Annotated in this window: 19 protein-coding genes; 18 read left to right on the top strand and 1 reads right to left on the bottom strand. The window is 66.4% G+C overall.

Translation table 11 applies throughout. The features are described from left to right. Positions 1-84: 84 nt before the first annotated feature. On the bottom strand, positions 85-507 hold the full coding sequence (locus AB4136_RS32680; RefSeq protein WP_137901425.1) for a MerR family transcriptional regulator: 423 nt from the start codon (positions 505-507) through the stop codon (positions 85-87). 84 nt (positions 508-591) lie between these two features. Here AB4136_RS32680 and AB4136_RS32675 point away from each other — a divergent pair, with 84 nt between their 5' ends. The 18 genes from AB4136_RS32675 to AB4136_RS32590 all read left to right on the top strand — a co-directional run bounded on the left by AB4136_RS32675 (position 592) and on the right by AB4136_RS32590 (position 13,554). Then, on the top strand, positions 592-1,017 hold the full coding sequence (locus AB4136_RS32675; protein WP_137901426.1) for a mercuric transporter MerT family protein: 426 nt from the start codon (positions 592-594) through the stop codon (positions 1,015-1,017). 20 nt (positions 1,018-1,037) lie between these two features. Further along, a complete protein-coding gene (gene merP, locus AB4136_RS32670; RefSeq protein WP_137901427.1) occupies positions 1,038-1,331 on the top strand; it encodes a mercury resistance system periplasmic binding protein MerP in 294 nt (97 codons plus the stop codon). 1 nt (position 1,332) lies between these two features. Then, complete coding sequence (locus AB4136_RS32665) at positions 1,333-1,581, top strand: mercury transport protein (RefSeq protein WP_137901428.1); 249 nt, start codon at positions 1,333-1,335, stop codon at positions 1,579-1,581. Beyond that, complete coding sequence (gene merBA, locus AB4136_RS32660; RefSeq protein WP_137901429.1) at positions 1,578-3,842, top strand: bifunctional organomercurial lyase/mercury(II) reductase MerBA; 2,265 nt, start codon at positions 1,578-1,580, stop codon at positions 3,840-3,842. Before AB4136_RS32665 ends, merBA begins: the two co-directional genes overlap by 4 nt. Before the next feature lie 114 nt (positions 3,843-3,956). Then, complete coding sequence (locus AB4136_RS32655; protein WP_137901430.1) at positions 3,957-4,997, top strand: IS110 family transposase; 1,041 nt, start codon at positions 3,957-3,959, stop codon at positions 4,995-4,997. A 413-nt stretch (positions 4,998-5,410) separates the two neighbouring features. Further along, positions 5,411-5,659, top strand: coding sequence for a helix-turn-helix domain-containing protein (locus tag AB4136_RS32650; RefSeq protein WP_033965369.1), 249 nt, complete (start codon positions 5,411-5,413; stop codon positions 5,657-5,659). Between the two features lie 128 nt (positions 5,660-5,787). Continuing rightward, the gene (locus AB4136_RS32645; RefSeq protein ID WP_137901432.1) at positions 5,788-6,051 is read left to right on the top strand and encodes a DNA -binding domain-containing protein; all 264 of its coding nucleotides are present in this window, start codon (positions 5,788-5,790) and stop codon (positions 6,049-6,051) included. 111 nt (positions 6,052-6,162) lie between these two features. Continuing rightward, the gene (locus AB4136_RS32640; RefSeq protein WP_137901433.1) at positions 6,163-6,417 is read left to right on the top strand and encodes a transcriptional regulator domain-containing protein; all 255 of its coding nucleotides are present in this window, start codon (positions 6,163-6,165) and stop codon (positions 6,415-6,417) included. Continuing rightward, the gene (locus tag AB4136_RS32635) at positions 6,395-6,934 is read left to right on the top strand and encodes a DUF2285 domain-containing protein (RefSeq protein ID WP_151646748.1); all 540 of its coding nucleotides are present in this window, start codon (positions 6,395-6,397) and stop codon (positions 6,932-6,934) included. The genes AB4136_RS32640 and AB4136_RS32635 overlap by 23 nt, the downstream gene beginning before the upstream one ends. Before the next feature lie 134 nt (positions 6,935-7,068). Continuing rightward, positions 7,069-7,350: a helix-turn-helix transcriptional regulator gene (locus tag AB4136_RS32630; protein ID WP_137900610.1), complete on the top strand. Its 282-nt coding sequence runs from the start codon at positions 7,069-7,071 to the stop codon at positions 7,348-7,350. Between the two features lie 11 nt (positions 7,351-7,361). Further along, entirely contained in the window at positions 7,362-8,246 is an 885-nt protein-coding gene (locus AB4136_RS32625) for a replication initiator protein A (RefSeq protein WP_137900609.1), read from the top strand. A 211-nt stretch (positions 8,247-8,457) separates the two neighbouring features. Continuing rightward, complete coding sequence (parA, locus tag AB4136_RS32620) at positions 8,458-9,096, top strand: ParA family partition ATPase (protein WP_137900608.1); 639 nt, start codon at positions 8,458-8,460, stop codon at positions 9,094-9,096. Next, positions 9,093-9,347 carry a hypothetical protein gene (locus AB4136_RS32615; RefSeq protein WP_137900620.1) on the top strand — a complete coding sequence of 85 codons (255 nt, stop codon included), beginning with the start codon at positions 9,093-9,095 and terminating at the stop codon, positions 9,345-9,347. Before parA ends, AB4136_RS32615 begins: the two co-directional genes overlap by 4 nt. After that, positions 9,344-9,865, top strand: a complete 522-nt coding sequence (locus AB4136_RS32610) for a DUF2840 domain-containing protein (RefSeq protein ID WP_137900607.1) — start codon at positions 9,344-9,346, stop codon at positions 9,863-9,865. Before AB4136_RS32615 ends, AB4136_RS32610 begins: the two co-directional genes overlap by 4 nt. After that, complete coding sequence (locus AB4136_RS32605) at positions 9,862-10,407, top strand: S26 family signal peptidase (protein ID WP_137900606.1); 546 nt, start codon at positions 9,862-9,864, stop codon at positions 10,405-10,407. The genes AB4136_RS32610 and AB4136_RS32605 overlap by 4 nt, the downstream gene beginning before the upstream one ends. 46 nt (positions 10,408-10,453) lie before the next feature. Continuing rightward, positions 10,454-10,789, top strand: coding sequence for a DUF736 domain-containing protein (locus AB4136_RS32600; protein WP_137900605.1), 336 nt, complete (start codon positions 10,454-10,456; stop codon positions 10,787-10,789). A gap of 4 nt (positions 10,790-10,793) precedes the next feature. Continuing rightward, the gene (locus AB4136_RS32595; RefSeq protein WP_137900604.1) at positions 10,794-11,570 is read left to right on the top strand and encodes a lytic transglycosylase domain-containing protein; all 777 of its coding nucleotides are present in this window, start codon (positions 10,794-10,796) and stop codon (positions 11,568-11,570) included. A 244-nt stretch (positions 11,571-11,814) separates the two neighbouring features. Continuing rightward, complete coding sequence (locus AB4136_RS32590; protein ID WP_137900603.1) at positions 11,815-13,554, top strand: relaxase/mobilization nuclease domain-containing protein; 1,740 nt, start codon at positions 11,815-11,817, stop codon at positions 13,552-13,554. Positions 13,555-13,651: the final 97 nt, after the last annotated feature.

Below are 13,651 nucleotides of genomic sequence, written 5' to 3'. Positions count from 1 at the left end.
ACGACTATTATAGATGGGGTATTCGGAGCGTTTAGCGGTCGGCTTTAGTTGCTCCATAGTCCGCAAAGCGTATAGGCGAAGCGTTCAAGCGGCTTCACCAAATAACGTCTCTATCAGCGGACATTCTGGCAGCGTGCCGTCGGCGCATTGTGCGACCACGTCCTTCAATACCCGCTCCATCCGTTTCAGATCGGCGATCTTCGCTCGCACGTCGTCGAGATGGGCAGCAGCGACGGCGCGCGCCTCCGCGCAAGGTTGATCGCGTTCATCGACGAGCCGCAGCAGCTCGCGGATTTCATCCAGCGAGAAGCCGAGTTCGCGCGCCCGCAGGACGAAGCGAAGCCGCCGCTCGTGCGTCGTGTCATAGCTGCGGTAGCCCGCCGTCGTGCGCGGCGGCTCAGGCAGCAGCCCGACCTTCTCGTAGTAGCGGACCGTCTCCAGATTGCTGCCCGTCCGCCGGGCGAGTTCGGCTCGCTGCAGGCCCTTCACTACAGCGTGATCGCGCATCGCAAATACCCCTTGACCCTGTAGTGACTACAGACCGCATCCTACGCCGCAATGAGGATTTCGGCAAGGAATGAGAGGTCGGACATGGTTACACCGCGATCCGGAACGGCAGATATGGCACCCGTCACGACAGTTCTTGCATCGTCGGAGCGGACCGAGGCTGGACGGCAGCGTCTGGTTGCTCTGGGCGGCATTCTCGGCGCGATCGCCGCGTCGTCCTGCTGCGTAATTCCGCTCATCCTGTTTAGCCTCGGCATCGGCGGCGCCTGGATCGGCAACCTTACGGCGCTCGCGCCGTACAAGCCGCTCTTCGTCGCTGGAACGGCGGGACTCCTCGGATACGGTTTCTACCTCGTATACTGGAAGCCGCGGCGCGCCTGCGCCGCTGGCGCCGCGTGCGCGCGCCCCATCCCCAGCCGTCTCGTCCAGCTCGCGCTCTGGATCGCGACTGTGCTCGTGATCGCCGCCTTTGCCTTTGACTATGTCGCCCCGCTGCTGCTGCTCGCCTGACACCAAGAGGAGACCATCCCATGAAGAAGAGCTTGAGCGTCCTTGCCCTAATCGCCTCGGTGATGACGGCATCGACCGCGTTCGCCGCCGAACGCACCGTTACGTTTGCCGTCGACAACATGACCTGCGCCTCGTGCCCTTACATCGTGAAGACCTCGATGACGGCAGTCCCGGGCGTCGCGAATGTGACCGTCTCCTTCGAGGCAAAGACAGCGACCGTGACCTTCGACGACGCAAAGACGAACGCCGACATCATCGCCGTCGCCAGCATGAACGCGGGCTATCCAGCCCATCTGAGGCAGCGGGGCAGCTAAGATGAGTGACCGCACCGCAATCCGCGTAGGCATGGCCGGTGCCGTCCTGGTCGCGATCTGCTGCGCCGCGCCGCTCATTGCCGTCGGCCTGTCCTTTGCGGGCCTTGGCGCGTGGCTAGCCGGTAAGGGCCTTGTAGTGCTTCCGCTGATGGCTGCGAGCTTCGGCCTCATCGCTTGGATATTCCATCGTCGCCACGCAAAGGCCGCCCGTTGCGAGACGACGATTCACAAGGAAGGCGTGAAGCCGTGAACGATTGTTGTGCCTCCTCCTCGTCCCGAAACGAAGCTGTCATCCCTACGCCCGACACTCTGCCCAGCTATGCGGTGCGGCCGGGCGTCACGTTCCCGGATTGGTCGACGGTCACGTCGCCCGCAGTGAGGGACGCTTTGCTGGCCATGGTCGGGTCTGGCCACGTGCTCAATCGCTGGAGCGGCTACGATCCCGCCACGGATCGCGTGCGCGTTGCGCTGCTTCAGCTCTACGTCGAACACGGGCGAGCGCTGACCGTAGCCGCGATTGCGAACCTTGCAGGTCTCGGTGAGGCCGCCGTCCCGCCGTTGCTCGACGAGCTCCGCCGGCGCGACCTGGTCGTTCTCGACGGCGAACGAATCGTCGGCGCCTATCCGTTCACCGACCAAGACAGGGGCCATGAGGTCACGCTGGACGGGCGCGCGCTCAACGCTATGTGCGCGGTCGACGCGCTTGGGATCGGCGCCATGACCGATCGCGACATCTCGATCGCCTCGAGTTGCCGCCATTGCGGCGCGCCAATCCGGATCACCACACGGGACCGAGGGCGGGTGCTGGCCGATGTCGAGCCGCAGACGGCCGTCATGTGGCAAAGCGTTCGCTATGAAGACGCATGCGCCGCGAACTCGCTGTGCGCGACGACCACCTTTTTCTGCTCGGATGAGCATCTCTCCGCCTGGCGCCGCGAGCGTTCCGCCGACGAGCCAGGTTTTCGGCTGTCGATCGATGAAGGCCTGGAGGCCGGCCGCGCTCTGTTCGGGCCGAGCCTCGCCGGGCTCGGTGTGACACAACAACCGCCTGCCGATCCGGAATCGAACAGCCCATCAGTCGCGAACCGCCCCTTCCGCACAAACGGTCGCAATGGAGGCGCTTACGATCTCGTCGTGATCGGCGCCGGCTCTGCCGGCTTCTCGGCCTCGATCACGGCCGCCGATCAGGGCGCGCAAGTGGCGCTCATCGGCAGCGGCGCCATCGGCGGCACCTGCGTCAATATCGGCTGCGTGCCGTCAAAGACCCTGATCCGCGCCGCCGAGACGCTTCACAACGCTCGCGTGGCGGCACGTTTTGCCGGCATCACGGCGGCGGCCGAACTGATCGACTGGCGCGGAACCGTTCGTCAGAAAGACGCCCTCGTTTCCGAACTGCGCCAAGCCAAGTACGCCGATCTGCTCCCCGCGTATAACGGCATCGCCTATCGCGACGGGCCAGCTCGCCTCCTCGACGGCGGTGTCGAAGTTGACGGCGCGCGCATTGCCGCTGGCAAGATCATCATCGCGACCGGCGCGCGGCCGGCAGTGCCTGCCATTCCTGGCCTCGTGACCGTGCCGTATCTCACCAGCACAACGGCGCTCGAGCTCGAGGAGCTGCCGAGCTCGCTTCTCGTGATCGGCGGCGGCTACATCGGCGCGGAGCTCGCGCAGATGTTCGCTCGTGCAGGCGTTAAGGTGACTCTCGTCTGCCGGTCTCGTCTGCTCCCAGAGGCCGAGCCCGAGATCAGCGCGGCGCTCACGGGGTATTTCGAGGACGAAGGCATCACCGTTGTCTCCGGCATCGCTTACCGCGCGATCCGTAAAATTGATGGCGGTGTGTCACTGACGGTCACGCGCGACGGCCAGGATATTGCGATCGACGCCGATCAGGTGCTGATCACCACGGGGCGCACGCCCAACATCGAAGGCCTTGGGCTGGCCGAGCACGGGATCACTGTCTCGACGAAGGGCGGCATCGTAGTCGACGACCGGATGCGCACGACCAAGACTGGCGTCTATGCCGCCGGCGACGTCACCGGCCGCGACCAGTTCGTCTACATGGCTGCCTACGGCGCCAAGCTCGCCGCCAGGAACGCCTTCAATGGCGACAGCCTGCGCTACGACAACAGCGCCATGCCCGCCATCGTGTTCACCGATCCCCAGGTGGCGAGCGTCGGGCTGACCGAGGCCACCGCGCGCGCGGCCGGTCATACCGTTCGTGTCTCGACGATCGGCCTTGACCAGGTGCCACGCGCGCTTGCCGCTCGTGACACCCGCGGGCTGATCAAGCTCGTGGCCGACGCCGGCAGCGGCCGTCTACTCGGCGCCCATATCCTTGCGCCGGAAGGCGCCGACAGCATCCAGACCGCGGCGATCGCAATCCGACAGGGCCTCACGGTCGATGACCTCGTGGATACCATTTTTCCGTATCTCACCACTGTCGAGGGTCTGAAGCTCGCGGCGCTGTCGTTCGGCAAGGATGTCGCCAAGTTATCGTGCTGCGCCGGCTGAGCACGGCCTGCTTGCGACTGTCGTCGTGAAGGACGACTAGAAAGGTCGTAGTTGCCAAAAGCCGCGTCGGAAGCGCTAAAGAAATCACCGGACATTCAACTGAGGACTCCGGTGATGACAGCAAAGCACTACGTTGGACTTGATGTATCCGCCCGTTCCGTGAACTTGTGCGTGGTCGACGACGAGGGTCGCGTGGCGCACGAGCGCAAGCTGAACGTCGACCCTGACGCCATCTCAGCGCATCTTCTTGGTCTCGATCTGCATCTCGCCCGCATCGGCCTCGAGGCCGGAATGCTCTCGCAGCATCTGTTTGCGGGATTGGCGGCAGCGGGACTTCCCGTTGTTTGCGTCGAGACCCGTCATATGAAGGCGGCGCTCTCCGCACAGCTCAATAAGACCGATCGTCACGACGCCCGCGGCATCGCCCAAATGATGCGCGTCGGTCTATTCAAGCCGGTGCACGTCAAGACGCCGACCAGCCAGCGGCTACGCACAATCCTGACGGCGCGCCAGTTGCTGAGAAACAAGCTCCAGGATGTCGAGAACGAGATCCGGGGTCTCATCCGCAACTTCGGCTACCATCTCGGCAAGGTCACAGCACGCGAGTTCGAATCGCGAGTCCGCGAATTGCTCAGCGAGAGCGATCTGCATGTCATCGCCGATCCGTTGCTCAATGCACGTCGGGTTCTTCGCGAGGAGTTCGGCCGCTTGGATAATCTGTTGGTCCGGCTTGCACGTGATGATGCACTCTCGCGCCGTCTCATGACCGTTCCCGGCGTCGGCCCGGTGGTCGCACTGACCTTCCGCGCCACTGTCGACGTGCCAGCACGATTCACTCGATCGCGAGACGTGGGCGCGCATTTCGGCCTAACGCCACGAAAGTACCAATCGGGTGAAGTTGACCGCACCGGTCGCATCTCCAAGTGGGGCGATGCCATGATGCGAAGCGCGCTCTACGAGGCAGCACAGGTTCTCCTCACGCGCGTCAAACGCTGGTCTGCGCTCAAGGCGTGGGCCGCTCACGTCTCGCGGCGCCGCGGGCACAAGAAAGCAATCGTCGCCCTCGCGCGCCGCATTGGTGTCGTCCTACATCGCATGTGGGTCGATGGTACGGAGTTCGACTGGGGCACGCCGCCTGCGGCGGCTACGGCCTGAACGATCTCGCGCCGGGCGCAGGCCGGGTGCGAAGGGCTCCCCGCGAGGGGACGAGGGACGGCGAGTTCGCAAATACGACTTGGCCGCGTCGGTCCTACCAACGCGATGCCGCATTTTAGATTGTTCCGCCGCTCCTCTGACCCCATCCTGTGGCGGCTTTGTGCCGACCACGAAGAGAAGCATGATCCTCACGGGTATGCCTATCAGCCTTCGCCGTCCGGTTGGACGAGCTCCGGCCGACCAATTTGCGCATATCCATGCGCAGGAGGATCGTGATTTACATACTTTGAGTTTATCAACTATAGTATGTAAATGACGATTGGATATGGGATTGGACCGTGTTAGCGGCCTGATCCGAATAGAGAAGTCGTAGTTCTGGCGTGCACGTTCGTGTCGGTGGGAGGTGATCATGCATGATCACCGCCCGACAGTCGCGGGCCGCACGCGCGCTGCTCGGTTGGAACCAGGAGACGCTCGCTGACAAGGCCCAGGTTTCTTTGACCGCGCTCAAACGCCTCGAATCCGTCAACGGTCTCGAGGTGTTTGAAAGCACGCGCGATCAGGTCCGTCGGGCCCTGGAACGAAGCGGCATCGTCCTCCTCACCTCCGACCAGGGTGAAGGAGTCATGCTTGTCCGTGCGAAGATCGGCTCAGCAACTTGAGGTGCGCCGGACCTGCGGTGATGCCGCGCGTTCATCGGGTGATGCCCCCCATCGCCCCTCGCATGTCGCAGAATTGTGGATATGGTTAACCGCTGATTCAGCGGCGCTCATCACGGCGGGGGGAACGCATGACCCAGCAAGAGTTTCTTGACCAGCCGCCGGAGAGCCCGGCGCTGACACCCTACGACCGTACGCACGTGAAGCTCTATTTGCGCCTGCTCGACGCCGACACCGATGGGGCCGATTGGCGGGAGGCGGTCGCATTGCTGTTCGGCATCGATCCGGACCGCGAGCCCGAACGAGCCCAACGCGTTCACCACAGCCACCTGGCGCGCGCGCGCTGGATGACCGAGCACGGCTATCGCCAGCTCGTCCGTGAAGGCCACCACTGAGCGCGATGCCGCCGCGGCATCACCCATTGCCGACGCGCTGACTTCCCGCGCCTCGCTCAACCGTGGATCGTCTCTTCCCCGTCCCGCACGCGTGCGACCAGGAGGATACCGATGACGCCCGACACGTCCGGGTGGCGCACTTCACCCGGCTACGATTTCCTCGACCAACTCATTGCCCCGGACCTCGCCTGGGAATGTCTGCGCCGCAACCGCGATTATCAACGCGATTACGCTGACACCGAGCGGCCCGCCCCCGACCTGCAGATCATCACCGAGGGAGTGCGCCTGCGATGGGGGTTGCGATTTCCCCGTCCCACCGATCCTCAATGCCACAGAGACGACGGTGTTCTGGGCGCCGGAGATTGATCCAGGCAGCGTCATTGTCACAACGGTTCCACCGATCCCGGGTTTGGATGGAGGATCGCTTTCTGGCCGCGAGCTAGGCGACTTCCATGCAGGCGTCGACGGGCTCAGCTTGGTTTACGGACGCGGACCGAAAGCCGTCCGCCTCCTTCTTGTCGACGCTGCCCTTCCCACCCAGCCCCTCGCGGCGCTCGTCCCCCTCGGCGCGGACGGCCTCGACCGGATCGAAGCTGTGACGCGACTCTGGCGCGCCCTCAACAAACGGTCCGTGCCGCCGGACGGCCGCCTCACCGCCCAGCAGCGACGCCGGCTGCGTTATATGCTGCAAGCGGTTGACGGGCACATGAACGGCGCAAGTTATCGCGAGATCGCCGCCGCGATCTACGGTGCGTCGCGGGTCGGCGCGGCCGCATGGAAGACCTCCGCCCTCCGAGATAGCACCATCGACCTCGTCAAGGACGGCGCCGCGCTGATCGCCGGCGGCTATCGCAAGCTGCTGCGCAGCCGACGCCGTACCTGAGGCTGCGCACCAAAAGGGGTGCGATTTAAGCCCACCCATCTTCGCCATCCCCCCGCGCGACAACTCTTCGCCACCGTGGCCTTCGCTCGCCGCTGCTCGCCAGCGGCCTCAACGAACGACCCGGAGGCTCGATCATGTCCGCCAACGCAGCCGGCTTGCCGCCGCGCTATCTCCGCACACCCGAAGCCGCGCGATTTCTCGGTCTGTCCGGCCGCACCCTGGAAAAGCACCGGACCTACGGCACCGGCCCCGCCTACCGCAAGCTCGGCGGCCGTGTCGTTTACGCGGTCGACGACCTGCAGGCCTGGGCCGATCGCGGCGCCGTCACCTCCACGTCCGACCCGCGCGGGAGCGTCCTCCCCGCCAAGCGCCATGAACCCGCGGCGTTGGTCCGCGCCAGTCGTCAGGCCCGCTGAAACATCCCCGGATGTCGCCGCCTCGTCCACGCCACGAACGCGAGCAGCTCGATCTCTTCCGGGCGCTGCCCGGCGACCTCGCACCCAGGGATACCCAAGACCTCATGGCCTATCCGTTCTTCTCGCTCGCCAAGTCGAAGCGCCTGGCGCCGATCAACTTCAAGGCGGGCCCCGTTGTCATCCGGGTCGAAGCCGTGCCGGAGCACGGCATGGCAACCATCTGGGACGCCGACGTGCTGATCTGGGCCGCGAGCCAGATCGTCGAGGCGCGCGACACCGGCTTGCGGCCGTCACGGCTGATGGGCACGACGCCCTACGGGATCTTGAACTTCATCGGTCGCGGCGTGTCTCTGCGCGACTATGACCGGCTGAAGGCGGCCCTCGACCGGCTGCAGTCGACCACGATCGCAACTTCGATCCGCCAGCCCAGCGAGCGGCGGATGCACCGCTTCTCCTGGATCAACGAGTGGAAGGAGAAGGCCGACGCGCGCGGGCGGCCCCTCGGCCTCGAACTGATCGTGCCCGACTGGTTCTACGCCGCGGTGCTCGACGACGCGCTCGTGCTGACCATCGACCGCGCCTATTTCGGCCTCACCGGAGGCCTTGAGCGCTGGCTCTACAGGCTCGTCCGCAAGCATGGCGGCCGCCAGGAACACGGCTGGAGCTTCGACTTCGCGCACCTCCACGCCAAGTCGGGCAGCCTCTCGCCGCTCAAGCACTTCGCCTACGACCTGCGCGACATCGTCCGCCGTCAGCCGCTGCCCGGCTATCGCCTACGCATCGAGCCGTGCGCCGACGGCCCCGAAATCCTGTCCTTCGTCGCAACCGATCCCGACGCGCTCGGGATGCCGCGGCGCCACCGTCGGCCGACAACGCGCCTTGGGGATAAGCTGTGAATCGTCTCGTGCTATTGGGGACCGCCCCTATCGTGCCATCGGGGACCCGATCCTCGTGCTATCGGGGACCGGAATCGTCGATTCCAGTCTTCGGTTCAGTAGCTTGCGGCCCCCGTAACTTATCTAACCTAGATTCCTTCGGAATCTTTCTAACGCGACCGCGGTTTTGCACGCCTGCGGATAACCGGCAGGCCCTGCTCCGGGGCGCGTCATGATCGTCGCGCTCCTCAATCAGAAGGGCGGCGTGGGCAAGACAACGCTCGCTCTGCATCTCGCCGGCGAGTGGGCGCGCCAGGGTCGGCGCGTCACCCTGATTGACGCTGACCCGCAAGGCTCCGCGCTCGATTGGTCGCAGCAGCGCGCCCGTGAGCGCTTGCCGCGCCTGTTCGGCGTCGTCGGCCTGGCGCGAGACACGCTCCACCGTGAAGCGCCCGAGCTGGCGCAGGACGCCGATCACATCGTCATCGACGGCCCGCCGCGCGTCGCCGGGCTGATGCGATCGGCCTTGCTCGCCGCCGATCTGATCCTGATCCCGGTGCAACCATCGCCGTTCGACGGCTGGGCGTCCGCCGAGATGCTGTCGCTGCTCGGCGAGGCGCGCATCTACCGCCCGCAGCTCGCCGCACGCTTCGTGCTCAACCGCTGCGCCGCGCGCACCGTCATCGCCCGCGACACCGCCGAGACGCTCGCCGACCACGATCCGCCGCTGCTGGCTTCCACCATCGGCCAGCGCGTCGCCTTCGCCGACACCGCTCAATCCGGACGGCTCGTCTCGGAGGTCGACGGGCAAAGCCGAGCGGCGCGCGAGATCACCGCCCTCTGCGCCGAAATCGGGAGGATCACATGGTGACCGAGCGGTCGTCGAAGCGTGCCTTCGCCAAGCGTCCCGCTGATCCGGACAGCTGGATCAAGGCCTGCGACCCGCAACGGCCGCGAAGCGGCGATGCCGCCGCCTTCACGGCCCGGCTAACCATCGACGTCACGCCGGAGCTGCGCGGACGGATCAAGATCGCCGCGTTCCAGCGTGCGCAAACCGTCGCCGACATGCTGCGCGCGCTGCTCGCGCGTGAGTATCCCGAGAACCAAGGAGGTGATCAATGATCGCCCCCGACGCCAGCCCCGCGAGGCGCGACAAGAGCTCCGCCGACGCCGCATCCGACCCGCTCACCCACGTCGAGCTGACCTGGCTCGAGAAGCGGCAGGAGGACTGGATCCGGTTCGGCCGGCAGGCGCGTGAACAGATTCTCGATCGCCGCCGACGGGTCGTCAGCTTCCCACCCGGAAGCACGTTTGCCTTGGTCCGGTGGGCGGCCAACGACTTCGGCACGATCCTCTCCAACATCGCCATTGGGCGCGCGGTGGAGCACGCCGAGGCCTTTCAGACGCTGCCATCGGTGCGTCCTGGCGCGGACATCCTGCTGACGGTGGATGGATGGCCAAAGGTCGAGCGCGTGCTGCAGACCATCGACGCCGTCGAGCACCGCGGCCTCGATCCCGCCGACGCCGCGCCGGATTACTGGCGACATGTCCACAACCGGCTGGCCGCCGGTTTGGAGCCGCGGACCTATACGTCCGCGCGCCACCTGGCGTTCCGCCTGCGCCGGAGCGTCGCACCATGACCCGTCTCGGCTATGTCATGACAACGGGTCTGACCGTTATGTTGATCGGCGGGCTGTCGGTGCTGCCGATCACGCCGAGGCTGATCTGGAATGCCTCCGGCAGCACGCCGATCGGGCTCTATGCGATCGAGCGCTCGCCCCGTCTTGAGGTCACGGACCTCGTGGCCGTGGACGCCCCGGAACCGCTCGCGTCCTTCCTCGCCGGGCGTGGCTATCTGCCCCGCGGCGTGCCACTCCTGAAGCGCGTCGCCGGCCTTCCCGGACAACGGGTTTGCCGCGCCGGCGCGCAGGTCAGCGTCGACGGCGTGCCGATGGGAGACGCGCTGGCGCGCGACCGGCTCGGTCGCGAACTGCCGATCTGGCAGGGCTGCCGCCGTATCGCGGCGGGCGAAATCTTCCTCATGAACTGGTCCGTCGAGGACAGCCTCGACGGCCGCTACTTCGGTCCGCTTCCCACGGGCACGATCATCGGCCGCGCGATGCCGGTGTGGACCGACGAAGACGGCAGCGGCCGTTTCGAATGGCGCGCGCCAACACGATGACCGCGCGCCGATCCTCTCCCCCACCACCAGCAGAAGGAGCCTTTCCATGGCGCTGATCGGTCAATTCACCCGCACCAAGTCCGGCTATTCCGGCCACATCCGAACGCTCACGCTGGATGCTGCACTCGTCCTCCTCCCGGCCGATCCGTCCGACGCCGAGAATGCGCCGGACTTCCGCATCCATCTCGGCGATGAGGACGGCCCGGAGGTCGGCGCTGCGTGGAAACGCACCGGCGAGAAGGCCGGCGACTACGTCTCGCTGCTGCTCGACGATCCCACGCTCGCCCGTCCGATGCGCGCCAACCTGTTCCAGTCGGGCGACGACATATCGGCTTGGGGCCTGAACTGGAGCCGTCCGCCCAAGCGCAACGAGCAGGACTGAGCCGATGTGGAGGTTTCGCCGCTCGCTTGAGCCATCCACCGACACCGGGCGGTTACACGCCGCCCGGCGTCTCTCACCGCTTCTCCTTTCCGGTCTGCTAATCCAGCTCGGCCCGCCCGCAGCCGCACTCGGCCAGACGCCGCAGATCGTCCGCTCGGTTCCAGCCGATCCGTTCGCCGCCTTCGTCACCGAAGCGGCGCAGCGCTTCGGCGTTCCGGAGAGCTGGCTCCGCGCCGTCATGCGTGTCGAAAGCGCCGGCGAGGTGCGCGCGATCTCTCCTGCGGGCGCGATGGGATTGATGCAGATCATGCCCGCGACATGGGCCGATTTGCGCACCCGTCACGGGCTCGGGAACGACCCCTATGATCCCCGCGAGAACATCCTGGCGGGGGCCGCCTATCTGCGCGAGATGCACGACCGCTACGGCTCGCCCGGCTTCCTCGCGGCCTACAATGCGGGTCCCGGCCGCTACGACGAATACCTGGCGAGCGGCCGAGCCTTGCCGGCTGAAACGCGGGCCTATGTGGCGGCGCTCGCGCCCGTCATTGGCGGCGGAGAGATCGCCGGCCCCGCCATAGTGGCGGCCGCCGATCCACTCGCATGGACGCGGGCGCCGCTGTTCATCGCGCACAGCGGCAGCACGACAGCTGCCGATCCGGCGCAAACTGAACGCCGTTCGGGCGAGGCTCCGCTGCCCGCTCCAGTGCAGGAAACGCTAGCGATGGCGCCGCAGTCCACCGGCCTGTTCGTCGCACGACCCGATAGTCGAGGCCCGCGATGACCGCACCAAGCCGATATCGCAGTCTAGCGTGCCCCGGCGTCTTCTGGCGACCTTCGGGAGGAGAAGCAGGCAACACAACCGCACGATGGCAGGATAAAGGGGCGCGATGTGCGCTTCGGGTCGGTCGTGCTTTTTCAGGGACTTATGCGGCAAATTCGCGATGTGCGCATGAGAGGCGCAGCCTGCGACTTCGGTATTTTCCTCGGCAGATCAGCGCGATCGCGCGATGTGCGAACTGGGCACAATGAGCGGCGAGGACGAGTTCCGCATCCGGCCGGGCCGCATCCGCTCGACCAGCGCGCACCGGGCGCGACCCTTCATCGCCCAGGCGCTGGCCGCCGCCCAGCGCGCAGGCGGATCGGTCTCACGCAAGGGCGCGATCGGACCCGGCCATCGCTCGCGCTTCGGCCGCGGCCAGCGCGCCTCGGTCCAGGCCAATCGCTTCATCACCGCCCGGTCGCGCGGCGCCGTGATCAAGGCGCGCGTCGTGCGCCACACGGGACGAGGCGCGCCGCTCGCCACCCACTTGAGCTATCTGCGCCGCGAAGGCGTCACCCGGGATGGAGAGAAGGCCCGGCTGTTCGGCCCCGAAATCGACGACGCCGATCCCAAGGCCTTCTCGGCACGGTGCGAGGAGGACCGCCATCATTTCCGCTTCATCGTCTCGCCCGACGACGCCGTCGAGATGTCCGACCTCAAAGGCTTTACTCGCGAGCTCGTCGGCCAGATGGAGAAGGATCTCGGGACCGGGCTCGACTGGGTCGGCGTCGCGCACTGGAATACCGAACATCCGCACGTCCACCTGATCCTCCGCGGCGTGCGCGACGACGGCGAAAATCTTGTCATCGCGCGGGACTACATCAAGGAAGGCATGCGCGATCGCGCGCGCGACCTGATCACCCAGGAGCTCGGCGTCCGGACCGATCAGGAGATCCGCCGCACGCTCGAACGCCAGATCGAAGCAGAGCGCTGGACCAATCTCGATCGCCAGCTCGCCCGCGACACCTACCGGACCGGCGTCATCGACCTCGCACCGCATCCAGACCGCCAGCCCGATGAATTCCATGCCCTCAAGGTCGGACGGCTGCGCAAGCTGGAGTCACTGGGACTCGCCGACCAGATCGGCCCCGGCCAGTGGTCGGTATCAGAGAAGGCCGAGGCGACGCTGCGCGAGCTCGGCGAGCGCGGCGACATCATCAAGCGCATCCATCGTGGGCTTTCGGAGCGCGGCATCGAGCGCGGCACGGCGAGCTACGTGTTGGCCGGCGAGAGCCTCGACGATCCCGTCGTCGGCCGGCTGGTCGCCCGCGGCCTCGACGACGAGCTGAAGGGCACAGCCTTCGCCGTGATCGACGGCGTCGATGGCCGCACGCACCACGTCAGACTCGCCGACCTCGACGCCGCCGGCGACAGTGCGCCGGGCTCGATCGTCGAACTCCGCAAATTCGACGACGCGCGGGGTCAGCGACGGGTCGCGTTGGCGGTCCGCTCGGACCTGGCGATCGAACAACAGATTACCGCGAGCGGCGCCACCTGGCTGGACCGGCAGGCGATCGCGCGCGAGCCGGTCGCGCTCGGCGGTGCCGGTTTCGGCGCGGAGGTTCGCCACGCGATGGACGCACGCGCCGAACATTTGATCGGGCAAGGTCTTGCCGAACGCCAGGCTCGCGGCGTCAGCTTCCGACCCGGGCTGATCGAGACGCTCCGCCAGCGTGAGTTGAACGCCCTCGCGAAACAGTTGACGACCGAAATCGGCCGGCCGCTGACCCGCGCCGCGGCCGGCGAGTATGTCGCCGGCAGCTACCGACAGCGCTTCACGCTCGCCTCGGGCCGGTTCGCGATGATCGACGACGGGCTCGGCTTCCAGCTCGTGCCTTGGTCCCCCTCGCTGGAAAGGCAGCTCGGTCAGCATGTTTCCGGCGTCTCGCGCGGCGACGGCGGCGTCGACTGGAGCTTCGGCCGCAAGCGGGGCCTCGGCCTATAGTTGGAGTTGCGTTTTGGAATAGTTTACAGGAAGCCGAGACCCCATCGTTGGACAGGGGGCCAACGTGGCCTGGCCGACGAGCGTGCCCGCCACCTGG

Origin of the sequence: Mesorhizobium sp. 2RAF21 (genome assembly GCF_052115345.1) — a bacterium.
Lineage (GTDB): Bacteria > Pseudomonadota > Alphaproteobacteria > Rhizobiales > Rhizobiaceae > Mesorhizobium > Mesorhizobium terrae.
The sequence above is the reverse complement of the archived record's forward strand: the minus strand, read 5'-3'. Positions and strand labels throughout refer to the sequence as shown.

Coding starts and splice junctions, on each gene's coding strand:
- AB4136_RS32595 (WP_137900604.1), top strand. CDS start 10,794: ATGTGGAGGTTTCGCCGCTCGCTTGAGCCATCCACCGACACCGGGCGG.
- AB4136_RS32655 (WP_137901430.1), top strand. CDS start 3,957: ATGACAGCAAAGCACTACGTTGGACTTGATGTATCCGCCCGTTCCGTG.
- AB4136_RS32605 (WP_137900606.1), top strand. CDS start 9,862: ATGACCCGTCTCGGCTATGTCATGACAACGGGTCTGACCGTTATGTTG.
- AB4136_RS32610 (WP_137900607.1), top strand. CDS start 9,344: ATGATCGCCCCCGACGCCAGCCCCGCGAGGCGCGACAAGAGCTCCGCC.
- AB4136_RS32645 (WP_137901432.1), top strand. CDS start 5,788: ATGACCCAGCAAGAGTTTCTTGACCAGCCGCCGGAGAGCCCGGCGCTG.
- AB4136_RS32590 (WP_137900603.1), top strand. CDS start 11,815: ATGAGCGGCGAGGACGAGTTCCGCATCCGGCCGGGCCGCATCCGCTCG.
- AB4136_RS32665 (WP_137901428.1), top strand. CDS start 1,333: ATGAGTGACCGCACCGCAATCCGCGTAGGCATGGCCGGTGCCGTCCTG.
- AB4136_RS32650 (WP_033965369.1), top strand. CDS start 5,411: ATGATCACCGCCCGACAGTCGCGGGCCGCACGCGCGCTGCTCGGTTGG.
- merP (WP_137901427.1), top strand. CDS start 1,038: ATGAAGAAGAGCTTGAGCGTCCTTGCCCTAATCGCCTCGGTGATGACG.
- AB4136_RS32680 (WP_137901425.1), bottom strand. CDS start 507: ATGCGCGATCACGCTGTAGTGAAGGGCCTGCAGCGAGCCGAACTCGCC.
- AB4136_RS32630 (WP_137900610.1), top strand. CDS start 7,069: ATGTCCGCCAACGCAGCCGGCTTGCCGCCGCGCTATCTCCGCACACCC.
- AB4136_RS32640 (WP_137901433.1), top strand. CDS start 6,163: ATGACGCCCGACACGTCCGGGTGGCGCACTTCACCCGGCTACGATTTC.
- AB4136_RS32600 (WP_137900605.1), top strand. CDS start 10,454: ATGGCGCTGATCGGTCAATTCACCCGCACCAAGTCCGGCTATTCCGGC.
- parA (WP_137900608.1), top strand. CDS start 8,458: ATGATCGTCGCGCTCCTCAATCAGAAGGGCGGCGTGGGCAAGACAACG.
- AB4136_RS32625 (WP_137900609.1), top strand. CDS start 7,362: ATGTCGCCGCCTCGTCCACGCCACGAACGCGAGCAGCTCGATCTCTTC.
- AB4136_RS32675 (WP_137901426.1), top strand. CDS start 592: ATGGTTACACCGCGATCCGGAACGGCAGATATGGCACCCGTCACGACA.